The organism is Mesonia aestuariivivens, from assembly GCF_019311235.1.
GTDB lineage: Bacteria > Bacteroidota > Bacteroidia > Flavobacteriales > Flavobacteriaceae > Mesonia > Mesonia aestuariivivens.
Genome location: NZ_JAHWDF010000007.1, coordinates 139,532 through 161,477, shown reverse-complemented (window position 1 = coordinate 161,477; position 21,946 = coordinate 139,532). Strand labels below are relative to the sequence as shown.

Sequence of the window (21,946 nt, the reverse complement as noted above, 5' to 3'; positions counted from 1 at the left end):
TTTGAGTGGTTTGTAAAAAAGTAGTATATAAATGAATTTTTATATAACGCTTTGTTCTACATTATGATTAAATTTGCATCATAATTAGAACTCTTATATCCCATGAAAAAATTAGTAAACGTATTATCTGTAGTTGCTGTAATGTTAAGTTTTGGAACTACATTTGCCCAAGAAGAAACGGTCTTAACTGTTAATGTAGCTAAAAGTTATTCTATAGAAGTAAACCAAGCTGCAGTTGCGATCGATATGAATTTACCTTCACACTTCACAGATGGTAACGATTCTGGAGACCAAACCAATCACTTAGAGGTTATTGCAAGTAGTGCTTATAAAGTAACTGCTCAGGCATCTTCTGCTGTGTTTAATGCACCTAGTGGAGCAAGTAGCGGATTAAATGTTAGTAATGTACAATTAACTCTAACAGATAATGGTGATCAATCAGGTAACCAATCTACACTTTCTACACTTTCTGGTCAAGCTTCAGGTTTACCGCTTTCTAACAATGCGCAAGATGTTGTAAGTGCAAATGGTGGAGATTTAGATAGAGGTTTCAATGTAAATTATGCTATACCAGCAGAGAATGCTAGCAACTTCTTAAATTTAACCGAAGGTGCTTATACCACGACTATCACTTATTCTATCATTCCTCAATAGTCTATAAAACATATTTTTAAAATTTATTAAATAAGTCTAACCATTTTTTAATACCAAATTGGTTTTACAAATGCTTAGGCTTATTTACTCTCTTTTTATAATTGAATTTGAAATATTTAAATTACATCGTACTTGTATTTTTTATTCTTTTTTTCTCATATACTTCTGTAGGTCAGAGTATTTTGAAAAATGAAGTGCAATTTTCTGCTCATTTAGGCGAGGTACGTAGTATACAAATTAATCAATCTCAGTTCAATATCAATTTATCCATCAATACGCTATCTGCGTTGATGAATGGTTTAGCTATTAAAAAAGAAAATCATATTGAAGTAACCAGTACTTCAGAATATCAGATACAAGTGGTGGCTTCATCTGAATTAGAAGGTGAACAAACGTTTATCCCTGTTAATACTGTAAGTGTTATTCCTAGTTTAGGAAGTTCTTCTGTTTTTAACTATCAAGAAAAAGAAATCTATTTTTCACCTGTTTCTTTGTCTACTCACGTGCAGAATATTATTACATCTGGTCAAGGAGAAATATCACGTTTTTTTGATGTTTCTTATCAACTATCTAGCTGGTTGGCTTATATAAAAGATCATCCTTCTGGCAGCTATAGAACTACGATTACTTATAGTATTGTAGCCAATTAGCCATAATCAATTTTTAATTTTATTTTTTTGAGAAGCTTATTTATTGCTACCTGCTACTTTACTTTGTTGTTTTTGCCACTTGCGGTTAAAGCACAAATAGGTTCTGCACAATCTCAAGTAAACTTAATTGTTAGAGAGTTGATGTCTGTAGAGATAAAGCAATCGTCTGTCATGATTAATATGAATTTGCCTTCTCATTATAAATTTGGTAATAATTCTGGAATGCAGCATAATCATATTAAAGTAACGACTACTTCAAATTATGTGCTTTCTGTCTCTACCACAGCTCAAAATTTTTCTTATCAGGGGTTATACTCATCGTTGCCCGTAAATACGGTTCAAGTAGAAGCTTTTTTAGGAGATCTAAATCCTTACCTAAATGCGAGTGATGTTACCTTTAATTCTAATGTGTCGTTAAGTTCAGCAAAAGTGAATTTGTTGTCTTCTCACTCCTCAGAAACTAGTCAATCTTTTGATGTTAATTATACTATACCTACCAGTAAGGTAGATCACTTTTTGAATATTCCTTCAGGTAGTTACAAAACGACTGTGATTTACACCATAATACCCAATTAAAAAATGGTGTGATTTCTGATTGTTAATATATTTAGTTAAATTGTTTAAAAATATGATTATGAGAAATTTATTATTGCTAGTATTAGTAGCGTTTGGTAGTTTAACTATGGCAAACGCTCAAGCAGGTATTGCGGTTACCCCAGGTAGAATGTATTATAACCTTAGCGAAGGTGCTAATGGAAAGCAACTTATTAAAGTTACAAATCCTACAGAGGCTAAATTAGAAATAGGGGTTTCTTTTAGTGATTGGAGTTATTTACACAACGGAAATAATAATATTCAAGACCCTGGAACTTTAACCAATAGTTGTGCAGATTGGTTACAAGTTTTACCAGAAACTTATTTTATTTTAGAACCTGGTGAAACAAAAGAAATTGAAGTTTTAATGGAAGTACCCGAGCAAGTAAATAAAGAAATTCCGGTAAGAACTTCCATGATATTTTTCACACAATTAAATCCTGGTAAGGCCTCAGATCAAGAAGGAGCCTCCATACAAGTAACGGTTAGAATGGGAGTTAAAATTTACCATTCATTTCATGCAGAAGACTTAGGGGAATTAGAAATTGTAGATTTTAAAAATTATAAAGATAAAGCTGAACATAAAGTGGTAGAGGTAAGCTTAAAAAATACAAGTGATATTTGGGTAAGTGGAAATATTAGCTGGGAAATTTTCAATAAAGATAATGGAACTACTAAAACCTTAGAGAAACAAGAGTTCCATACCCTACCAGATGACCTTAGAAATATTAAGCAAATTTTACCTGAAAGTTTGGAAAGTGGAGCCTATACAGTGTCTGCAATTTTAACTTATGGTGATAGTGATACCATTAAGATTGCTGAATTAGATGTTTCACTTTAAATTTTAAAAATAAATGATTAAACAAAAGCTTTATGCCTCGGTATGCTTTTTATTTTTAAGTACCTCTGTGTTAATGGCTCAGGAAAATACTCAGTTATATTTTCAAGTTGAAAATGGTGGTCGAGTTCAATTTAATACGAATAGTGAGTTAGCTCAGGGTAAAAGCCATCCTAACCAAGTTACAGTAAGAATATTTAATTATTTTCCTTGGAAAAAAGTTAATTATTGGAAACTTACGGTAAGGTTAGCGGGTGACTTTAATTCGCTGTTTAATAACTATCAGGTAGATGCTTCTTGGGCAGATTTAATTTTTAATCATGAAACTAATTATAGTTCGGACTCTCATTTAATTAATCCCTCAAATGTACCTATACATATAGATAAGTTCAATGAAGTAACACTTATAGAGAGTGATATTCCATTAAATTATCAAACCCATCGAACCTTTAGTTATGATTTAGCGATAGAAGGGGGTACTCAATTATTAACCATACCTAATGGGATATATGCAACTAGCTATGAGTTTAGAGTTTATAGTAAAGTGAATGCAAATGATGATTATAGTTTGGCTGGTACTTACACAACTCCACAAACAGCTGGTTTTTTAATTAATTATAATGGTAATTATGGATGGCAAAGTATTGAATTGCAAAATTCAGCAAACCTTGTTAATCTTGAATTTTCTACCGCTGAAGATTATACCAACGGGAAGTCTGTTTATATTCCTCAGGGGCTAAAGGTTACCAGTTATAATACCCATCAAGTTTTAGTGAAAACATCTAATAGTGTATTTACTTCGGCTTCTAGTTCTGCCACGATACCAGTTTCTAAGTTAGAGGTAGATGTAAGATTAAGTACACCAGAAAATAATGTAAGTTTACATGGGCCTTTAAGTTTATCTACTACAGATCAGGTACTCATCGATAGAAAAGCTACTTGGCCTCAGACCTTAGAATATGATTTAAGATTTTTTATACCTCCCAATACCTTACAAGCTAGTGATGTACAACAAGGAGGTACTTTTTCAGCATTTGTGTTTTTTACAATTTCACCCAATTAGTTTATAATACCCACTTTGGTATGAAAAGGCAATTATGCTTTTGCTTACTTTTTTTCTTTATCGTATTGGCTTTTTTTCAGCTAAGTGCGCAAAATGTGGGTGTAAAGTTTTCATCCTATGAGTTAAATGCTTCTAATGGTGAAGTGGTTAGTTTTTATATGAAGCTAATGAATAATGAAGAGAAACAGGTTGCTGTAAAGTTAGATTTTGAATATGATGAGAATGCTATTAGCCTAGCTTCAACAAAAGCTGAATATCTATTGAGGCCAAAAGATACTACTTTTATTCCTTTAAAAGGTATCATTAATAATCGAGCAAAAGCTGGAAAAAAAAGTACCATCACAGCAAGATTGTCAATAGATAATCAGGTTTTTGAAACACAACGATTACAATTATCTATTGTAAAAACGAAAATGGTGCGTTTTTATAAGAATAAAGAAAATATTACATTCGAAAATATAGGCGATACGTTATCTTATCAAGTGACCATCGAAAACTTAGGAAACACAAAACAGCAAATTACATTGCTATCTAAATACCCTAAGTCACCAACCAAAGATGAACTTTCTAGCGAAAAAATAGAAATTGCAGCATTTAAAGATACTACATTAACTCTAAGCTGTGTTGTTGATGAACAAATGATGAAGCTGGATGATTTTGATATTTTTTTAAAAACCTTATACAGCAATGGTGATATCTTTGGGACTAGCAGGTTAAGTGTTAATTCGGTACAACAATCTAGGCGTTATAAAAGAGATGTGAATCAATACGACCCTACCAGTTATGTCCAAAATAATATAATAAATATTAGTGCCAGAGAAAGCAGAAATAATTATCAATATTTTTTGTATGCCAACAATCAGATAAACTTAAAAAAAGGAACTCTACAATCTAATATCGATATTAATTGGTGGGAAAATAATAATTTGCTTTATGTTAGAAATACTTGGGTTAGTTATCAGCAAAATCAATTTGGTATTAAAGCAGGAAACATTTCTCAGTCAGAAATTATTAATTTGATAGGAAGAGGGGTCGACGCTTATTATCAAATTAATAAAAAAAATAAAGTAGAAGTAGGAGGGATTAACAAATCATATTCTTTATTTAAAAATGGAGATAATAATTTTGGAAATGCCGGCTGGGCAAATTTCACACATCGTGGTGGTTGGTTGCATAAAGGTTATGAAGCAAGTATTATTTATAATGATGATCCTACTTCAGACTACAAATCTTATCTGGCCAGTGCTCGAACCAATGTGCTAGACCGTAAAAATATAGGTATAAAAGCTGGAGCGTCCTTGTCTAAAACAAGCTTATATTCTAATGATGATATTTCTGAAAACGGAGCTGCTGGTGAGGTTTTAGTATATGCTCAAAAAGGAAATTTTAATTTTAATAGCACAAATTATTATAGTTCTGGTTATTATAGCGGATTGCGACAAGGTGCAGTTAATTTGACAGAACGTATCTCTTATAATTCAGGGAAATATAATTTTTGGGGTTTATATAATTACTTAAGTTTTAAACCTAAGCAATTAAAAAGAATAGGTTTTATACCTCAAAATTTCTCTACTTCTAAATATAATTTAGGGGTAACGAGAAGGTTTCAATATATGTCTATTTCTGTTGTGCCTAATTATTATAGAGAAAATAGATCAGCCTTGTCATTTTCGAGTCCAGAAGAAAAAAAATATACCATGCGAGCTAAACGCTTATCGGTAAATTTAAATTATAATCACCTTGTAAGTCAGCAATACATCTCTTTTAATTTAGAGGGAGGTACCTACAATACTAATATTAATGATAAGGAAATGCCTCACTTTAAGGTTCATTTAAATTATAATTGGCGTTTTTTCAATTTGAATGCTTCTTACCAATATAATAGTTTTTTTATAGGCGAAGAATTTTCTAGACTTCGGTTGGCTTCCTCTGATACTTATGAAGTCTATAATATATTACCAAGCATACATCAAGAATTTTTAGATAACAAGCTTCAAATTAGAGCAGGAGTTTCTTATGCTAAAAGTACTTTTACGCAAGAATATTTTCAGTTTAATGGAAGATTAGATTATCAGCTTCCGGCAAATTTCAATGTTTATTTTACTACATTTTTAAGCGATTTTTCTGCTAATTATTATGATGCTTCTACAATGCAAGTAGGTGTAATTAAACGCTTTTCAAAAATAGATTTAACACAAAAACGAAATAATTTAAAAGTATACGTTTATCATAATACTAATGATAGTTTAGTGAAAGTACCTGCGGTTGGTCAACTATTATTAATTAATGATAAGGCGTTTAGAACAGACGAAAAAGGAGCTATAAGTTACAAGCGTTTGCCAGAAGGTCATTATAAAATTAAAGTATTTGATACTAAACAATGGTATGCTCCAGATCTAGCGATAGATTTAATAGATAATACTGAAGTTGTTATCTATATGGACCAAACGGTGACCGTAAAAGGTAAGGTGCATTATGAAAGTTCTGACATAAGTTTTGATGTTGCTAAAGAATTAGGAGGGCTAACGGTGACACTTACAAATGCTGAAGGTCGAGAATTCAAGGCAAAAACAGATGCCAAAGGCTATTTTAGAACTTATGTTCCTGAAGGAGAATATAGCGCAAAAATTGAAATGTATAACCGTAGTAGTCGGGTAGAAGTTTTAGGGCAATCGCAAAAAATAAAAGCGGTTTCAGGAAAATTAGAAACTATTCAATTTATATTTAAAGTAAAAGACCGAAAAGTAGAACGTAAAAAATTTAAATCTAGCGGATTTTAAGTTAAATGCTTTTTCGTTTTCTAACTATAGCAAATAAAAATATGAATAAGGTTAAAAATTGTGCTACTCTAGGTAGGTAATCTCCAAACCGAGTATAAAAAGTTTTTTTGGTATTTAATTTAACTTTAGCTTTAATACTTCCTTGTTGCGCATAGCCGAGTGAAGAAGTGATTTCTCCTTTAGAATTAATGACAGCAGAAATACCTGTATTGGCACTTCTCACTACATTTTTTCTATTCTCGATAGCTCTTAATCGCGCATAGCTTAAATGTTGTTGATGCCCTTGGGTATTTCCCCACCAAGCATCATTAGTAATGATCGCTAAAAGCGAGGCTCCATTTTTTACATAATTGGTTACATATTCTCCGTAAATAGATTCGTAACATATAATAGGAGCTACCTTTTCTCCACTATTCAGTTGAAATACTGCTCGGTCTGGTTGTGTTGTTTTCATCGCTACCGTTCCGCCTAAATCAATCATCACATCTCCTAAAATAGGTTTTAAGATGGATTGGTAAGGAAAATTTTCAACACCTACTACCAATTTAGATTTATGATACGTTTGTGCGACTTCAGTTTGATTAATTAAAAAAGCTGAATTGTAGTCGTTATACCAAGTGCCTTCTTTGTAATAATTAGATTGGGAACTGGTTTTTTGTTCATCTTTAATGAGTTTAAAGAACGAAATACCGCCTAAAAAGTTGGCTTGGTCGTGATTGATTGTCATTTCTTTTCCGAAGAAATAAGCGTTACTATACTTAAACTGATCAATTTTAGTTCCGTCTGCAAAAACGGTTTCTGGTGCTAAAATAAGTTTAGTTGTGTCTGTAATTTTTTCTTGGCTAAGTTTTACTAGTAATTTCCCAATGCTTCGGTCATTGGTTGAATACTTTTCGGTATAGGGGTTAATATTGGGTTGTAGAATGAGTACTTCCATTTCTTCAGAAGAAGATTCATCTTCCGTATAAAAAAGATAAAAGGAAAAAGCTATAGGGAGTAAAATAAGAAATAGCGTTTTAAAAGCACCTCTGTAAATAATGCTTTTGTCACGGTGTTGTTGGTATAGTACTATGCTTTTAAATAGGATTATGTTTACAAGCCAAATCCATAGAGTTCCGCCAAAGGTTCCAGTATATTCATACCATTGTATCCAAGTGATGTATTCTGAAAATCCATTGCCTAAGTTTAACCAAGGCCAAGAAAACTCCCAATTAAGGTGAAGTTTTTCAAAACACATCCATAAACAAATTAAAAAGGTAGCGCCTGCGGTAAAATTTACTTTTTTTGCAATTTTATGATAGATAAAAAATACTAAAGTCATTAGTAGGCTATTTACTAATATGGCAAACCACATCCCGAATGCTGTAGAGAAATATATCCAGTTGGTCGTAATTATATTCCACAGAAAAAAGCTGAGGTATGCTAAAAGAAAAATTTTGCCAGCGGATTTCGTGTGATGTTGTCGAATATTAAATTCAGCCAATAGAAGAGGAACAAAAGCAAAAAATAAGAATAAAGGAAAACCATAAGTGGGCCAACCTGCCGCCAATAATAAACCACTTGAAAGGGCTAAAATAAAATTTTTCATAGCTGAGAAATCAATTGAGAATTCAAATTTAGAAAAGTTCCATTAATATGGCACTAGTGCTTCAAGGATTATCTAAATAAACTCCAATCAATTTTTAAAGAGAAAACATTAGAATACAAGGCTGCACTTTGGTCGCCAATATCTGTGAACGCATAATCTAAATGTATGCCTTTGTACTGAAAGCCCACTCCAAAACCAGGTTGAAAGCCTATTTGTGTAGAGTTGTCAAATTGCTCTACATTTTGAAAATTACCTACTCCTCCTCGTAAATAGACCAAATCGATATAGCCCACTTCAAAACCTAAAGAAGGTGTAGCACTAATACTTGACGTTGATATGATATCGTTAGTTTGCGCAAAACGCATATGCATATCTACTTCGGTTTTAATATCAAAATCGTAGTGAATGGTAAATGTTTTCGCTAAGCCTAATTGCAATTTAGGTAATGTAATTTCTGTAGTTTCTGGTAGTTCTTGGTTTTGTCCTTCTACAGCATTTTGTACTTTACTATATTCATCTTCATTAATAGTCCAAGTATTATAAGTAGTGGTAATATCTCTCGCCATAGCTCCAAACGTCCATCCGCTTCTTTTAGTTTGGTACTGCATTCCTACATCAAAACCAAAACCCCAAGAGGTTGCAAACTCTCCAATAATTCTGCGAATCACCTTAGCATTTACTCCGTAGCTAAAACCTTCAACAAATCTTAAATTTCTAGCATAAGAAAGTGTAAATGCATAATCTGCAGCAGAAAAATAAGTGATATTATCATAATTTATTTGTCCGTTTTGCTCGATTAGTTGCGTGGTGTTCATGATATTATCTACCCCAAATCTAATAACACTAAAACCAACAGCACTTCTGTCGTCTAGTGGCATAGCTCCACCAATATAATCGTAGTTGGCTATGTTTGCAAAATAACTGGCGTGCATTAAAGCAACTTCATTATCTTCTATATTTATTAATCCTGCGGGATTCCAATACGAAGCGTTTACATCATTACTAGTGGCTACTACAGAATTTCCCATACCAAAAGCAGCAGCATCTACACCAATATTTAAAAATTCATTGGAATACTTTCTAACGCTTTGTGCCTGAATCAAGGTAGTCGCACTTAAAAATATAATAAGTAATTTAAACTTCACTCTTGGAAAAATTTGGGCAAATATCTTAAATAATTTATAATATAAACTTTTATTCTTGTTATATATTGTTTGTAGGTAACAGCGCTTTCAATAGTTTTTGTACTTTTACTTTTAAAAATAATTTTATGCTTAAGAAACAAGTACCAAATTTAATAACGCTCTTAAATTTAATGTCAGGTTGTGTAGGTGTTATTTTAGCGATGCAGAACAATTTAGTAGGCGCAGCTATTTTTGTAGGCTTAGGTATTTTTTTCGATTTTTTTGATGGTTTGGCAGCAAGAAGTTTAAACGTGCAAAGTGAATTGGGTTTGCAACTAGACTCATTGGCAGATTTAATTACCAGCGGGTTAGTGCCTGGTATTGTGATGTTTCAATTAATGGAAAAAGCTATAGGTACTGAGTATGAGATTACTCAAGAATGGAGTAGTGGCTCTGTACTAGATTTTAATTTTCCTATTTTTGCTTTATTGGGCTTGATGATTACTTTAGGCTCAGCTTACCGTTTGGCAAAATTTAATATTGATGACCGACAGACCAGTTCATTTATAGGTTTGCCCACTCCTGCCAATGCTATTTTTATTTTAAGCTTACCACTAATTTTAATTTACCAGCCTGAAGCTTGGGTGTTAGATTTAATTTTAAATAAATGGTTTTTACTTGCGGTAACTTTGTTGAGTTGTTTTATGCTGAATGCAGAAATACCTCTTTTTGCTTTAAAGTTTAAAAACTTCAGTTTAAAAGAAAACTGGTTTAGATTTTTCTTCTTAGCTTTTGCCTTAGTAACATTAGTATGGGTTCAGTACTTAGCACTACCCATTATTATTTTTAGTTATGTGTTGCTTTCGGTAATTTTAAATTTCATAGGAAATAAAGAAGAGTAATAATTATTTCTATTGAAATAATTTCTTCTTTCTTAATTCAAAATTTTGGCCTAAGTATACTTTTCTTACCATTTCATCTGCGGCAAGTTCTTCAGGCTGTCCGTGTTTCAAAATACTCCCTTCAAACATTAGGTAAGTTCTGTCTGTGATGGCGAGTGTTTCTTGGACGTTATGATCGGTAATAAGAATACCAATGTTTTTGTTTTTTAACTGCGCCACAATACGCTGAATATCTTCTACAGCAACGGGGTCTACCCCCGCAAAAGGTTCATCTAATAAAATAAATTTAGGATCTGTAGCCAAGGCTCTCGCAATTTCTGTTCTTCTTCGCTCTCCACCAGAAAGTAAATCTCCACGGCTTTTACGAATATGTCCTAGGCTAAATTCATCAATTAAACTTTCCATTTTCATCTCTCTTTCTTTTTTAGAAAGTTTGGTGAGTTGTAAAACACTCATGATGTTATCTTCAATGCTTAACTTTCTAAAGACAGAAGCTTCTTGTGCTAAATACCCAATTCCGTTTTGTGCTCTTTTATACATTGGAAATTTGGTGATATCTGTTTTATCTAAATAAATATGGCCGCTATTAGGTTTAATAAGTCCTACAATCATGTAAAAAGAAGTAGTTTTTCCGGCACCGTTAGGGCCTAAAAGCCCCACAATTTCTCCTTGGTTTACTTCTACAGAAATTCCTTTTACAACTTTTCGGCCTTTATAGGCTTTCATTAGAGTGTCTGCTTTTAACTTCATAATGATAACAGCGATTTATACTAAAAACTGGGAGCAATTTTTTTGCTCCCGTTATATTATTTATTTTCTAAAGTTTCCCAGTATTCGTAAGCTCTGCGTAAGTGAGGGATAACAATTGTGCCTCCAACTAATGTGCCAATGCTTAAAGTTTCCATAATTTGGTCTTTATTTACACCAGATTTATGGCTAGACTCTAAGTGGTACTTTACGCAGTCGTCACATCTTAATACTAAAGAAGCTACTAGTCCTAAAAGTTCTTTGGTTTTTACGTCTAAAGCACCTTCAGAAAAGGCATTAGTATCTAGGTTAAATATTCTTTTTAAAACTTTGTTGTTTTCTCCAAGAATTTTATCGTTCATTTTTTGGCGATAAGCGTTAAACTCATCAACTTGATCAATCATTTTTTTGTTTAATTTTTAGTGATACTTCTCTCTTCAATTTCTTTTTTTCTTTCTTTTTTTAATACCATTCTTGAGATGAAAATACTGATTTCATATAAAATAAGAACGGGAATAGCTACTATAATTTGGCTAGCGATATCTGGAGGAGTAATAATTGCAGAAACAACTAAAATGCCCACCAGCGCAAATTTTCTATATTGTTTTAATATCTCTGGGGTAACTAAGCCTATTTTAGTGAGTAAAAATATAATAATTGGGAGTTCAAAAATAACGCCACTTGCTAAAGCTGAAGCTCTTATTAAGCCCATATAGCTAGAAAGGTCTATTTCGTTGATTACTTCTTTACTTACTTGATAGCTTCCTAAAAAATTAATAGATAAGGGGGAAATGACGTAATAACCAAACAGAACGCCTATAAAAAATAAGATAGAAGCAATAAAAATAAAGCCTTTAGAAGCTTTGCGCTCTTTTTCGTGTAATGCGGGAGAAATAAATCTCCAAAATTCATATAAAATATAAGGAAAGGCAATGATGAAACCTGCGGTAATGGCCGTCCACATATGAATGCTAAACTGCCCAGACATGGTTCTATTTTGAATGCTAAACGGAATTTCTGTGTAGCAAAAACTCTCGTCTAAACCAATAGATTGCGCTACGTTACATAGCACTTTATAGGTGATAAATTCAGGTTGTTTTGGACCTAACAAAACGACATCAAAAATAAATTCTTTTGCAATAAAAGCTACAATTCCTGCAATGACTACTGCTAATGTAGCTCTAATGAGATGCCATCTTAACTCTTCCAAATGATCAAGAAATGACATTTCATCTGGATTTTGTTTTTTCTTTTTTGCCATATTAAATAATACCTTCTTTTATAAGATTATGCAAGTGTACCACGCCTACATAGTTTCCTTTTTCTTCTGCTAGTAGTTGGGATATGCCGTTTTCTTCCATCAACTCCATCGCATCAATAGCCATAGCATTGTTATTGATTACTTTCGGATTTTCGCCCATAATGTCTTTCGCTTTTAAATGGGTGAAATCTTTATTGGTGGTGATCATTCTACGTAAATCACCGTCTGTAATAATTCCTACAATTTTACCTTTTTCAATAACGGCTGTGACGCCTAACATTTTTTCTGAAATTTCTACAATCACATCGGTAATGTTTGTATTAGGAGTTACTTGTGGTTGTTGATTTTCTTTAGTAATATCACTTACTCGTAAATATAATTTTTTTCCCAAAGCACCACCAGGGTGATATTTAGCAAAATCATTACTGCTAAATCCTCTTAGGTGTAATAAAGACACCGCTAAAGCATCGCCCATTACTAATTGAGCCGTAGTACTTGTGGTAGGAGCAAGGTTATTAGGGCAAGCTTCCTTTTCTACATACGCATTTAATACAAAATCAGCTTCTTTACCTAAGAAGGAATCTTTATTTCCTGTAATAGCAATGAGTGTATTTTTAAAATTTTTAATGAAAGGAACCAGTACTTTTATTTCTGGAGTGTTTCCGCTTTTAGAAATACAAATGACAGTGTCATCTTTTAGAATTGTCCCTAAATCACCGTGAATAGCATCTGCCGCATGCATAAAAATGGCAGGCGTACCTGTAGAGTTTAGGGTGGCTACAATTTTGGTAGCAATAATTGCACTTTTACCAATGCCTGTAATAATTACTCTACCTTTGGAGTTATAAATATGCTCAACCGCTTGAGTGAATTCTTCATCCAATAAGTTGATTAATTCTTCAATAGCGCGAGCCTCATTAGAAATTGTTTCTTTTGCGACCTTTATTATGTTGTTTTGAAGCATTAACTTTGTAATATTTGAATTTGTAAGTATTAAAGAAATATGTATCTTTAGAATAGACAAAGGTAGGTAAAATTGTAACACTAAAATATCAGTTTGACAGAAATCAATTTACATCAAGAGTTAAAGAAATATTTTGGATTTAGCCAATTTAAAGGGCTGCAAGAGGAAGTGATTAAGGGAGTTATCGCAGATAAAGATACATTTGTGATTATGCCCACTGGAGGAGGAAAATCTCTTTGTTATCAACTTCCCGCACTAATAAAAGAAGGAACTGCAATTGTCGTTTCTCCACTTATAGCCTTAATGAAGAATCAAGTAGATGCGCTTCGAAGTATATCTTCGGAACATGGTATTGCTCATGTACTTAATTCTTCTCTGAATAAAACAGAAATTAAACAGGTTAAAGCCGATATTTCTAACGGAATTACAAAATTGTTATACGTAGCTCCAGAATCGTTAACCAAAGAAGAGAATGTAGACTTTTTAAAAAATGAAAATATTTCATTTTTAGCTATAGATGAAGCGCACTGTATAAGTGAGTGGGGACATGATTTTAGACCTGAATATAGAAATTTACGTAAAATTATTCAGCGTATAGGTGATAATATTCCCATTGTAGCTTTAACAGCAACCGCTACACCTAAAGTACAAGAAGATATTCTTAAAAACTTAGGAATTACCGATGCTAAAACATTTAAGGCTTCGTTTAATCGTCCTAATTTATATTATGAAATTAGGCCTAAAACAGCAAATGTAGGTGCAGATATCATTCGTTTTGTAAAGCAAAATTCAGGAAAGAGCGGTATCATATATTGCTTAAGCCGAAAAAAAGTTGAAGAATTAGCGCAAACCCTTCAAGTGAATGGTATAAAAGCTGTTCCTTACCATGCTGGATTAGACGGTAAAAAAAGAGCCAAGCATCAAGATATGTTCTTAATGGAAGATATAGATGTAGTAGTCGCTACGATAGCTTTTGGTATGGGTATCGATAAGCCTGATGTACGTTTCGTTATTCATCATGATATACCAAAAAGTATAGAAAGTTATTATCAAGAAACTGGTCGCGCCGGTCGTGATGGAGGTGAAGGCCATTGTTTGGCTTACTATGCCTATAAAGATATAGAGAAGTTAGAAAAATTTATGAGCGGTAAGCCGGTAGCAGAGCAAGAGATTGGTCATGCTTTATTACAAGATGTAGTGGCTTTTGCAGAAACCTCTATTTCAAGAAGAAAATTTATTCTTCATTATTTTGGAGAAGATTTTGATAATGAAACTGGAGACGGTGGTGATATGGATGACAATGTAAGAAATCCTAAAAAACAAAATGAAGCGCAAGAAGATGTAGAATTACTGCTTAAAGTAGTAAAAGAAACCCAAGCGATTTATAAAGCTAAAGAAGTAGTGAACACGCTTATTGGTAAATCTAATGCATTAATCAAATCTCATAAAACAGATGAGATCGCCTTATTTGGTAAAGGAAAAGCTAAAGATGCTGCTTATTGGATGGCATTAGTGCGCCAAGTACTGGTCGCAGGCTTACTTAAAAAAGATATTGAAACTTACGGAATCATTAAAATCACACCAGCAGGAGATGAGTTTTTAAAAGCGCCTAAGTCTTTTATGATGACTGAAGATCATATTTATGATAGTGAATCTAAAGATAATATTGTCTCAGTTCAAAAAGGAGGCGGTGCCTCTACAGATGAGCAACTCATGAAAATGCTAAAAGATTTGCGTAAAAAAGTAGCTAAACGCAAAGATGTCCCTCCATTTGTGGTTTTTCAAGATCCTTCTTTGGAAGATATGGCGACCAAATATCCTGTCACTCAAGAAGAACTCGCTAATATTCATGGAGTAGGTGAAGGGAAAGCTAAAAAGTTTGGTAAAGATTTTATAGAATTGATAGCGCGTTATGTTGAAGAAAATGAAGTTTTGCGTCCCGATGATTTTGTAGTGAAAACTACAGGAGCAAATAGCGCATTAAAGCTATTTATTATTCAGAGCGTAGACAGAAAACTTCCGTTAACAGATATCGCTGATGCTAAAGGATTAACTATGCCAGATTTCATTAAAGAAATGGAAGCTATTGTGTATAGCGGTACCAAGTTAAATATTACCTATTGGGTAGACGAGGTTTTAGATGAAGAGCAACAAGAAGAGCTTCATGAATATTTTATAGAAGCAGAAACCGATAAAGTAGATGAAGCGATGGAAGAGTTTGATGGCGATTATGAAGATGAAGAAATTCGTTTATATCGCATTAAATTTATTAGTGATGTTGCTAATTAAGATTATTCTAAAAGAACTCTACTAAAATAGTTATTACAATCTTTTAAAGACTAACCAAAAAAAACGAATGTGTAGGCATTCGTTTTTTTGTTTTTACATCTCATTAGGAAGATGCCGTATGAAGTTTTATCTTTGTACTTTAAGAAAAAATCAAACAAATGGAAAACGGATTATACGCAAAATTCAATACTTCAAAAGGAGAAGTTTTAGTAAAATTACATCACGATAAAACCCCAGGAACGGTAGGAAATTTTGTAGCTCTAGCAGAAGGAAAGCAACCTAACGAGGCAAAGAAACAAGGAGAAGCTTATTATGATGGATTAAAGTTTCATCGTGTAATTCCAGACTTTATGGTGCAAGGAGGAGATCCTGATGGTACTGGAGCTGGTGGTCCAGGGTATAATTTTGATGATGAGATTCATCCTGACTTAAAACATAATAAGCCTGGTATCTTATCGATGGCTAATGCAGGCCCGGGAACCAACGGGAGTCAGTTTTTTATTACCCACGTAGAGACTCCTTGGTTGGACGGCAAACATACGGTGTTTGGTGAAGTGGTAGAAGGTCAAGATGTGGTGAATAAAATCTCACAAGGTGATAAAATTGAAAGCCTAAGCATCGAAAGAGTAGGGGAAGAAGCTGAAAACTTTGATGGCGCTGAAGCTTTTAAAACTTTTAATGCTGAAAAAGCAAAACGTGAAGCAGAAACTAAAAAGAAAGAAGAAGAGGCATTAGCGCAACTAACTGAAGGTTTTACAAAAACTGAAAGTGGATTGTTTTACAAAATCACTAAACAGGGAGAAGGGAAACAAGCTGAAAAAGGAAAACCAGTAAAAGTACACTATAAGGGAAAATTAACTGATGGAACTGTTTTTGATTCTTCTTTTAAAAGAAACCAACCTATTGAGTTTCCTGTTGGTGTAGGTCACGTGATCGCTGGTTGGGATGAAGGTATTTTATTGCTTTCTGAAGGTGCTCAAGCAAGTTTCGTGATTCCTTCCCATTTAGGTTATGGAGAAAGAGGAGCAGGCGGAGTGATTCCTCCAAACGCTACCTTGATTTTTGAAGTAGAATTAGTAAAGGCTAAATAGTTTAATTCAACTTTAATATTATAAAATAAAAAAACCTCCACATAATCATATGGAGGTTTTTTTATACCAAACTTCTCGATTTTACTCGAAGTGATGAGCTCTGCTGTTTTGTGAAAAATTAATCTTCCGGTTGCGCCGTCATTCTCAAGTAAGGTTTAATTTCTTTAAAACCTTTCGGGAATAATTTTTCGGCTTCTTCATTAGATACAGAAGGGCTAATTACCACATCTTCCCCTTGTTTCCAATTGGCAGGAGTAGCTACTTTTTTATAAGCCGTTAATTGTAGAGAGTCTAAAACACGAATTATTTCTTCAAAATTTCTTCCAGTACTTGGCGGATAGGTTAAGGTTAGTTTAACTTTTTTATCAGGGCTAATGATGAAAACAGATCTAACGGTTGCTGTGTTATCTTCATTAGGATGAATCATTCCGTAAAGGCTAGAAACATTTTTATCTTCATCGGCAATGATTGGATAATTCAATGTTACGTTTTGGGTTTCTTCAATATCTTTTACCCAACCTTTATGCGATTCTAAATCATCTACACTTAGCGCGATTACTTTCGTGTTTCGCTTATCAAATTCTGGTTTGTAATTAGCAACAGTTCCTAATTCTGTAGTACAAACCGGGGTGTAATCTGAGGGGTGAGAAAAAAGTACTCCCCAGCTATCTCCTAAATAATCGTGAAAATTTAATTTACCTTCTGTAGTTTCTGCATCAAAATTTGGGGCGGTATCGCCTAATCTTAAATCATTCATAGCTTTTTCATTTTTTATTTTCATTGTAAAATTAAAGAATAAAGAATTAAATTCTCAAATTGAAGCATTGTTTTGAGCTACTTTAGTATAAGCTTAACTTATGCTAATTTTCCTGTTTCCATTTAATACCGCAACCTAAGCTAGGTTTTTGTAATTGTGGTACTTTTCGGTTATTCAAAATAGCATCTAAAGCTTCTCGAATACTTCTTCCGGTTACAGGAATTCCGTTTTGAGGTCGAGAATCGTCTAATTGCCCGTGGTAAACCAATTTTAAATCAGTATCAAATACATAAAAATCTGGCGTGCAAGCTGCTTGATAAGCTTTGGCTACTTCTTGCGTTTCATCATACAAATATGGAAACGTGAAATTATGTTTTCTAGCGTTCTCGTGCATTAATTTAGGATGATCTTCCGGATAGTTTTTTACATCGTTACTAGAAATCGCTACAAAACCAAACCCCAACACGCGGTAATCGTTAGCTAATCTTACGATCTCATCATTCACGTGTTTGACAAAAGGACAGTGATTACAGATAAACATCACTACCGTACCTTTTTCACCTTTTACATCGTAAAGCTTAACTAAATTATTGGTAACACTATCTCGAAGTTCAAATTCTGGTGCTTTGGTACCTAAATCTATATCGATAGAATATGTTCTTGCCATTTTTTTAAATTTGAATAACAAATTACTGAAAACTGAAGAATTATTAAACATTATTCGGTTGAAAAATTAACTTATAGTTTATGATACAGAATGAATTAAGTTGGCAAGATTTTGCTAAAATAGATATGCGTGTGGGTACGATTATAGAAGTAAACGATTTCCCTGAAGCTAGAAAACCTGCCTATCAATTAAAAATTGATTTTGGTAGCCAGATAGGAATACGAAAAACTTCTGCGCAAATCACGAAACGCTATGCTAAAGAAGATTTAGTAGGGAAGCAGACTATTGCGGTGGTTAATTTCCCGAAAAAGCAAATTGCTAATTTTATGAGTGAATGTTTATTAATGGGAGCGGTTGATGGCGATGAGGTTACCATAATTCAACCGGAAGCAAAAATAGATAATGGTTTAAAAATAAGTTAAAAAAAGCCGCTAATATTTTATTAGCGGCTTTTTATAAAAGTATTTTTTTTAGATATCGTCAAAACTTACATCGGTAAATTTTTCGGCTACGCTAGTTTCTTCACCATTGTCGTCATATTCTTTTTTAAAGTCTTTTTGGTGACGTTCACTAATTACTTCTTCTCCTTTTTCATTAATGATGTAAGCCGTCATTTCATCTAAGATTTCAGCAAAACCTTCAAAATCTTCTTTGTATAAGTAAATTTTGTGTTTCTTGTAGTAAAAAGATCCATCTTCATTGGTGAACTTTTTACTCTCTGTAATCGTTAAATAATAATCGTTAGCTTTAGTTGATCTTACATCAAAGAAATACGTACGTCTTCCAGCCCTTAACACTTTAGAAAATATTTCTTCTTTCTGCATCGTTCCATTATCGCTCATAGTCGAAAAATTATTGGTTTAATTTTAGATATATTGTCAAAAATCTTAAAAAAATTAACATCTGCCAAAAAAAATCAACTTTCTTTTTCGCTGAGTTGTTTTAAGTAGAGTTCTTTATAATAACCGCCTTGCTTTACTAATTGATTATGAGTTCCTTCTTGTATAATTTCGCCATCTTCTAGCACAATTATTTTATGGGCATTCTTAGCTGAAGAAATACGGTGACTCACAATAATAGTGGTTTTATTGGTAGATATTTTATGAAGATTGTTTAAAATCTCTTCTTCAGTTTCTGTATCTACTGCAGAGAGGCAATCATCAAAGAGTAATATTTGCGGATTTTGAATAATAGCTCTAGCAATAGAAACCCGTTGTTTTTGTCCGCCAGAAAGGGTGATTCCGCGTTCGCCAAGAATGGTATCATAGCCTTTGCTAAAACCTTCTATATTTTTGTGTACTGCTGCATTTTTTGCGGCTGCTATTACTTGTTCTTCAGAAGCTTCACTATGCCCAAAACGAATGTTATTTTTTATAGAATCACTAAATAAGAATGCGTCCTGAGGTACATAACCAATAGAATTTCTTAGATTTTTTAAGTTGAATTGATCGATGTCTTGATTATCGATAAGTAAATGACCATTTTTTTTCTCGACATCATAAAGTCGGCCAATTAATTCTAAAATGGTAGATTTCCCAGATCCTGTTTTTCCGATAATCGCTAAGGTTTGTCCTTGGTGTATTTCAAAAGAAACATTTTTAAGTGCGGTAATATTGGTGTCGTCGTAAGTGAAAGTTACATTTTTAAATTCTATTTTTCCTTTTACTGGAGTGATGTTAGACGAATGATTTTTTATTTCAGGTTTTTGTTTTAAAAATTCATTAATTCTTTTTTGTGAAGCTTCTGCTCGTTGTACCATATCTGCAATCCAACCTACGCTTGCTACAGGCCAAGTTAGCATATTTACATAGAGTAGAAATTCAACAATAACTCCAAAATTTTCAATCTCTCCGCTAATTACTCGTTGCCCTCCAATATAAATAACTAGAATATTGCTTCCACCAATTAAGAGCGCCATTAAAGGGAAGAAAAAGGCTTGTACTTTTACTAAATCTATATTTTTTTCTCTACTGGTATCTGCAAGGTCTACAAAACCAGTATTGGTTTGTTGTTCTAATCCGTAAGATTTGATGACAGAAATTCCACTAAAACCTTCTTGTGTAAAGGTGCTTAATTTAGAAAGATATTCTTGTACTATGGTACTTCTTTTGTTTATAGATCTGCTTAATTTATAGATGGCATAAGATAAAAAAGGAAAAGGAGCAATGGTGTATAAAGTTAATAATGGAGCCGTATTGATCATGTAAATTATTACGACTAAAAACATAGTTATAGTAGAAACACTATTCATTAATGCTGGTCCAAAGTACATTCTTACTCGAGAGACATCTTCACTAATTCTATTCATCAAATCTCCGGTTCTATTTTTCTTGTAGAAATTTAGCGAAAGATTTTGATATTGCTCATAAACATCATTTTTTAAATCATATTCTATGTGTCTAGAAACCACAATGAAGGTTTGCCGCATTAAAAAAGTAAATAAGGCTGATAAAAATGCCGCTCCTAAAATGTAAAGTATGTTCGTGGTAAGTTCAGATTTTACTTGAGCTACTTGCGTAATTTCATCATTAATAAATCTTTCAATTACATTGGTAGAGTCACCTATAAATTGAGGTACATAAACTGCAAAAATTCTTGCAGCCACCGTAATGATAAAGCCCAAAAACATTTGCCATTTGTATTTAATAAAATATTTATTAAGATATTTAAGTTCTTTCATAAATTTTAACTACTTCAGAATTATTAAATATTTAATTTATCACTATTTAAACCCTATTCAATTAATAAATTATTTATTTTTGCGTCAAATTTTGATGATATAATAATTTAACTTAATAAATACAGCTTATGAATGCTGAAGTTTTAAAAGTAAATAAATTAAAAAAAGTCGCTCCAGTTTTTGGGCAACTTTCTTTTGATGACCACGAACAGGTGGTTTTCTGTAACGACAAAGATACAGGTTTAAAAGCAATAATAGGAATTCATAATACAAATTTAGGTCCCGCTTTAGGAGGTACTCGTATGTGGAATTATGAAAGTGAATATGATGCATTAAACGATGTGCTTAGACTTTCTCGTGGTATGAGTTTTAAAAGTGCGATTACTGGGCTCAATTTAGGCGGAGGTAAAGCTGTGATTATTGGCGATGCAAAAACTCAGAAATCACCTGCTTTAATGAAAAGGTTTGGCGCTTTTGTACATTCTTTAAGCGGAAAGTATATTACTGCTGAAGATGTAGGTATGGAAACTGAAGATATGGATATTGTGAAAGAAATAACCCCTTACGTAGTAGGTGTTTCTGAAGAAAAAGGAGGTGCTGGTAATCCATCGCCAATTACTGCTTATGGTGTCTTTATGGGAATGAAAGCGGCGGCGAAATATAAATTTGGTAGCGATAAGTTAGCAGGTAAAAAAGTTCTCGTTCAAGGCATAGGTCACGTTGGAGAAACCTTAGTGAAATATATTACCGAAGAAGGAGGAGAAGTAATTATTGCCGATATTAATCAAGAACGATTAGCAGAAGTGAGTGCAAAGTATGGAGCTAAAATTTTTAACGGAGATAATTTATATGGCTTAGAAGTAGATATTTATGCTCCTTGTGCTTTAGGAGCTACGTTAAATGATCAAACCATTCAGCAATTAAAAGCTAAAGTAATTGCTGGCGCAGCAAACAATCAATTAGAGAATGAATTAGTTCATGGAGAATTGCTTCAGAAAAAAGGTATTGTTTACGCTCCAGATTTTCTAATTAACGCTGGTGGAATTATTAATGTTTATGCAGAATTGGTAAATTATGATAAAACAGAAATAATTAGAAAAACAGAAAATATTTATAATACCACTTTAGAAATTTTAGCTAAAGCAGATTTTGATAAACTAACCACTCACCAAGCGGCGTTGCAAGTAGCTAAAAACAGAATTTTAGCCGCAAAAAAATAAATTTTTAATAAGGTGTTTTTACATAAATAAAATACTATTTTTGCAGGGCGAAATTTTATATTTCGCCCTTTTTAATT

The 21,946-nt window shown here is 32.9% G+C and carries 21 protein-coding genes; 11 read left to right on the top strand and 10 right to left on the bottom strand.

Annotated elements, in window-relative coordinates:
* Positions 1 to 102: 102 nt before the first annotated feature.
* From KW502_RS08490 to KW502_RS08465, 6 genes are all read left to right on the top strand, one after another.
* Positions 103 to 654 (top strand): hypothetical protein, encoded by a 552-nt coding sequence (locus KW502_RS08490; RefSeq protein ID WP_219040121.1) that lies wholly within the window; start codon positions 103 to 105, stop codon positions 652 to 654.
* Positions 655 to 761: 107 nt separating this feature from the next.
* Entirely contained in the window at positions 762 to 1,304 is a 543-nt protein-coding gene (locus KW502_RS08485) for a hypothetical protein (RefSeq protein WP_219040120.1), read from the top strand.
* Positions 1,305 to 1,331: 27 nt separating this feature from the next.
* Positions 1,332 to 1,880: a hypothetical protein gene (locus KW502_RS08480; protein WP_219040119.1), complete on the top strand. Its 549-nt coding sequence runs from the start codon at positions 1,332 to 1,334 to the stop codon at positions 1,878 to 1,880.
* Positions 1,881 to 1,938: 58 nt separating this feature from the next.
* Positions 1,939 to 2,739, top strand: a complete 801-nt coding sequence (locus tag KW502_RS08475) for a fimbrial biogenesis chaperone (RefSeq protein WP_219040118.1) — start codon at positions 1,939 to 1,941, stop codon at positions 2,737 to 2,739.
* 13 nt (positions 2,740 to 2,752) lie between these two features.
* Entirely contained in the window at positions 2,753 to 3,799 is a 1,047-nt protein-coding gene (locus tag KW502_RS08470) for a hypothetical protein (RefSeq protein WP_219040117.1), read from the top strand.
* Positions 3,800 to 3,819: 20 nt separating this feature from the next.
* A complete protein-coding gene (locus KW502_RS08465; RefSeq protein WP_219040116.1) occupies positions 3,820 to 6,579 on the top strand; it encodes a COG1470 family protein in 2,760 nt (919 codons plus the stop codon).
* Between the two features lies 1 nt (position 6,580).
* On the opposite strand, the gene lnt is transcribed toward KW502_RS08465, so the two are convergent.
* Together lnt and KW502_RS08455 are read right to left on the bottom strand one after the other, a co-directional pair.
* Positions 6,581 to 8,167, bottom strand: coding sequence for an apolipoprotein N-acyltransferase (gene lnt / locus KW502_RS08460; protein ID WP_219040115.1), 1,587 nt, complete (start codon positions 8,165 to 8,167; stop codon positions 6,581 to 6,583).
* A gap of 68 nt (positions 8,168 to 8,235) precedes the next feature.
* The gene (locus KW502_RS08455) at positions 8,236 to 9,312 is read right to left on the bottom strand and encodes a putative type IX sorting system protein PorV2 (protein ID WP_219040114.1); all 1,077 of its coding nucleotides are present in this window, start codon (positions 9,310 to 9,312) and stop codon (positions 8,236 to 8,238) included.
* A gap of 125 nt (positions 9,313 to 9,437) precedes the next feature.
* Here KW502_RS08455 and KW502_RS08450 point away from each other — a divergent pair, with 125 nt between their 5' ends.
* Positions 9,438 to 10,193, top strand: coding sequence for a CDP-alcohol phosphatidyltransferase family protein (locus tag KW502_RS08450; RefSeq protein WP_219040113.1), 756 nt, complete (start codon positions 9,438 to 9,440; stop codon positions 10,191 to 10,193).
* A gap of 9 nt (positions 10,194 to 10,202) precedes the next feature.
* Here the strand turns inward: KW502_RS08450 and lptB are convergent, their stop codons facing one another.
* The 4 genes from lptB to KW502_RS08430 are packed head-to-tail and all read right to left on the bottom strand — an operon-like array spanning position 10,203 to position 13,165.
* A complete protein-coding gene (gene lptB, locus KW502_RS08445; protein ID WP_219040112.1) occupies positions 10,203 to 10,943 on the bottom strand; it encodes an LPS export ABC transporter ATP-binding protein in 741 nt (246 codons plus the stop codon).
* 56 nt (positions 10,944 to 10,999) lie between these two features.
* Positions 11,000 to 11,344, bottom strand: coding sequence for a carboxymuconolactone decarboxylase family protein (locus KW502_RS08440; RefSeq protein ID WP_219040111.1), 345 nt, complete (start codon positions 11,342 to 11,344; stop codon positions 11,000 to 11,002).
* A gap of 8 nt (positions 11,345 to 11,352) precedes the next feature.
* Positions 11,353 to 12,201 carry a twin-arginine translocase subunit TatC gene (tatC, locus tag KW502_RS08435; RefSeq protein ID WP_219040110.1) on the bottom strand — a complete coding sequence of 283 codons (849 nt, stop codon included), beginning with the start codon at positions 12,199 to 12,201 and terminating at the stop codon, positions 11,353 to 11,355.
* Between the two features lies 1 nt (position 12,202).
* A complete protein-coding gene (locus tag KW502_RS08430) occupies positions 12,203 to 13,165 on the bottom strand; it encodes a KpsF/GutQ family sugar-phosphate isomerase (RefSeq protein WP_219040109.1) in 963 nt (320 codons plus the stop codon).
* An 87-nt stretch (positions 13,166 to 13,252) separates the two neighbouring features.
* Between KW502_RS08430 and recQ the strand changes: the two genes are divergently transcribed.
* Together recQ and KW502_RS08420 are read left to right on the top strand one after the other, a co-directional pair.
* Positions 13,253 to 15,454: a DNA helicase RecQ gene (recQ, locus tag KW502_RS08425; protein ID WP_219040138.1), complete on the top strand. Its 2,202-nt coding sequence runs from the start codon at positions 13,253 to 13,255 to the stop codon at positions 15,452 to 15,454.
* 158 nt (positions 15,455 to 15,612) lie between these two features.
* Entirely contained in the window at positions 15,613 to 16,545 is a 933-nt protein-coding gene (locus KW502_RS08420) for a peptidylprolyl isomerase (RefSeq protein ID WP_219040108.1), read from the top strand.
* Between the two features lie 118 nt (positions 16,546 to 16,663).
* Here the strand turns inward: KW502_RS08420 and KW502_RS08415 are convergent, their stop codons facing one another.
* Together KW502_RS08415 and KW502_RS08410 are read right to left on the bottom strand one after the other, a co-directional pair.
* The gene (locus KW502_RS08415; protein WP_219040107.1) at positions 16,664 to 17,302 is read right to left on the bottom strand and encodes a peroxiredoxin; all 639 of its coding nucleotides are present in this window, start codon (positions 17,300 to 17,302) and stop codon (positions 16,664 to 16,666) included.
* Positions 17,303 to 17,405: 103 nt separating this feature from the next.
* Complete coding sequence (locus KW502_RS08410; protein WP_219040106.1) at positions 17,406 to 17,969, bottom strand: thioredoxin family protein; 564 nt, start codon at positions 17,967 to 17,969, stop codon at positions 17,406 to 17,408.
* An 80-nt stretch (positions 17,970 to 18,049) separates the two neighbouring features.
* Here KW502_RS08410 and KW502_RS08405 point away from each other — a divergent pair, with 80 nt between their 5' ends.
* Positions 18,050 to 18,391 (top strand): tRNA-binding protein, encoded by a 342-nt coding sequence (locus KW502_RS08405; RefSeq protein ID WP_219040105.1) that lies wholly within the window; start codon positions 18,050 to 18,052, stop codon positions 18,389 to 18,391.
* Between the two features lie 48 nt (positions 18,392 to 18,439).
* Here KW502_RS08405 and KW502_RS08400 read toward each other — a convergent pair whose 3' ends face one another.
* On the bottom strand, positions 18,440 to 18,811 hold the full coding sequence (locus KW502_RS08400) for a PUR family DNA/RNA-binding protein (protein WP_219040104.1): 372 nt from the start codon (positions 18,809 to 18,811) through the stop codon (positions 18,440 to 18,442).
* A 74-nt stretch (positions 18,812 to 18,885) separates the two neighbouring features.
* Positions 18,886 to 20,649 (bottom strand): ABC transporter ATP-binding protein, encoded by a 1,764-nt coding sequence (locus KW502_RS08395; RefSeq protein WP_219040103.1) that lies wholly within the window; start codon positions 20,647 to 20,649, stop codon positions 18,886 to 18,888.
* A gap of 128 nt (positions 20,650 to 20,777) precedes the next feature.
* On the opposite strand from KW502_RS08395, the gene KW502_RS08390 reads away from it, so the two are divergent.
* Entirely contained in the window at positions 20,778 to 21,869 is a 1,092-nt protein-coding gene (locus KW502_RS08390; protein ID WP_219040102.1) for a Glu/Leu/Phe/Val family dehydrogenase, read from the top strand.
* Positions 21,870 to 21,946: the final 77 nt, after the last annotated feature.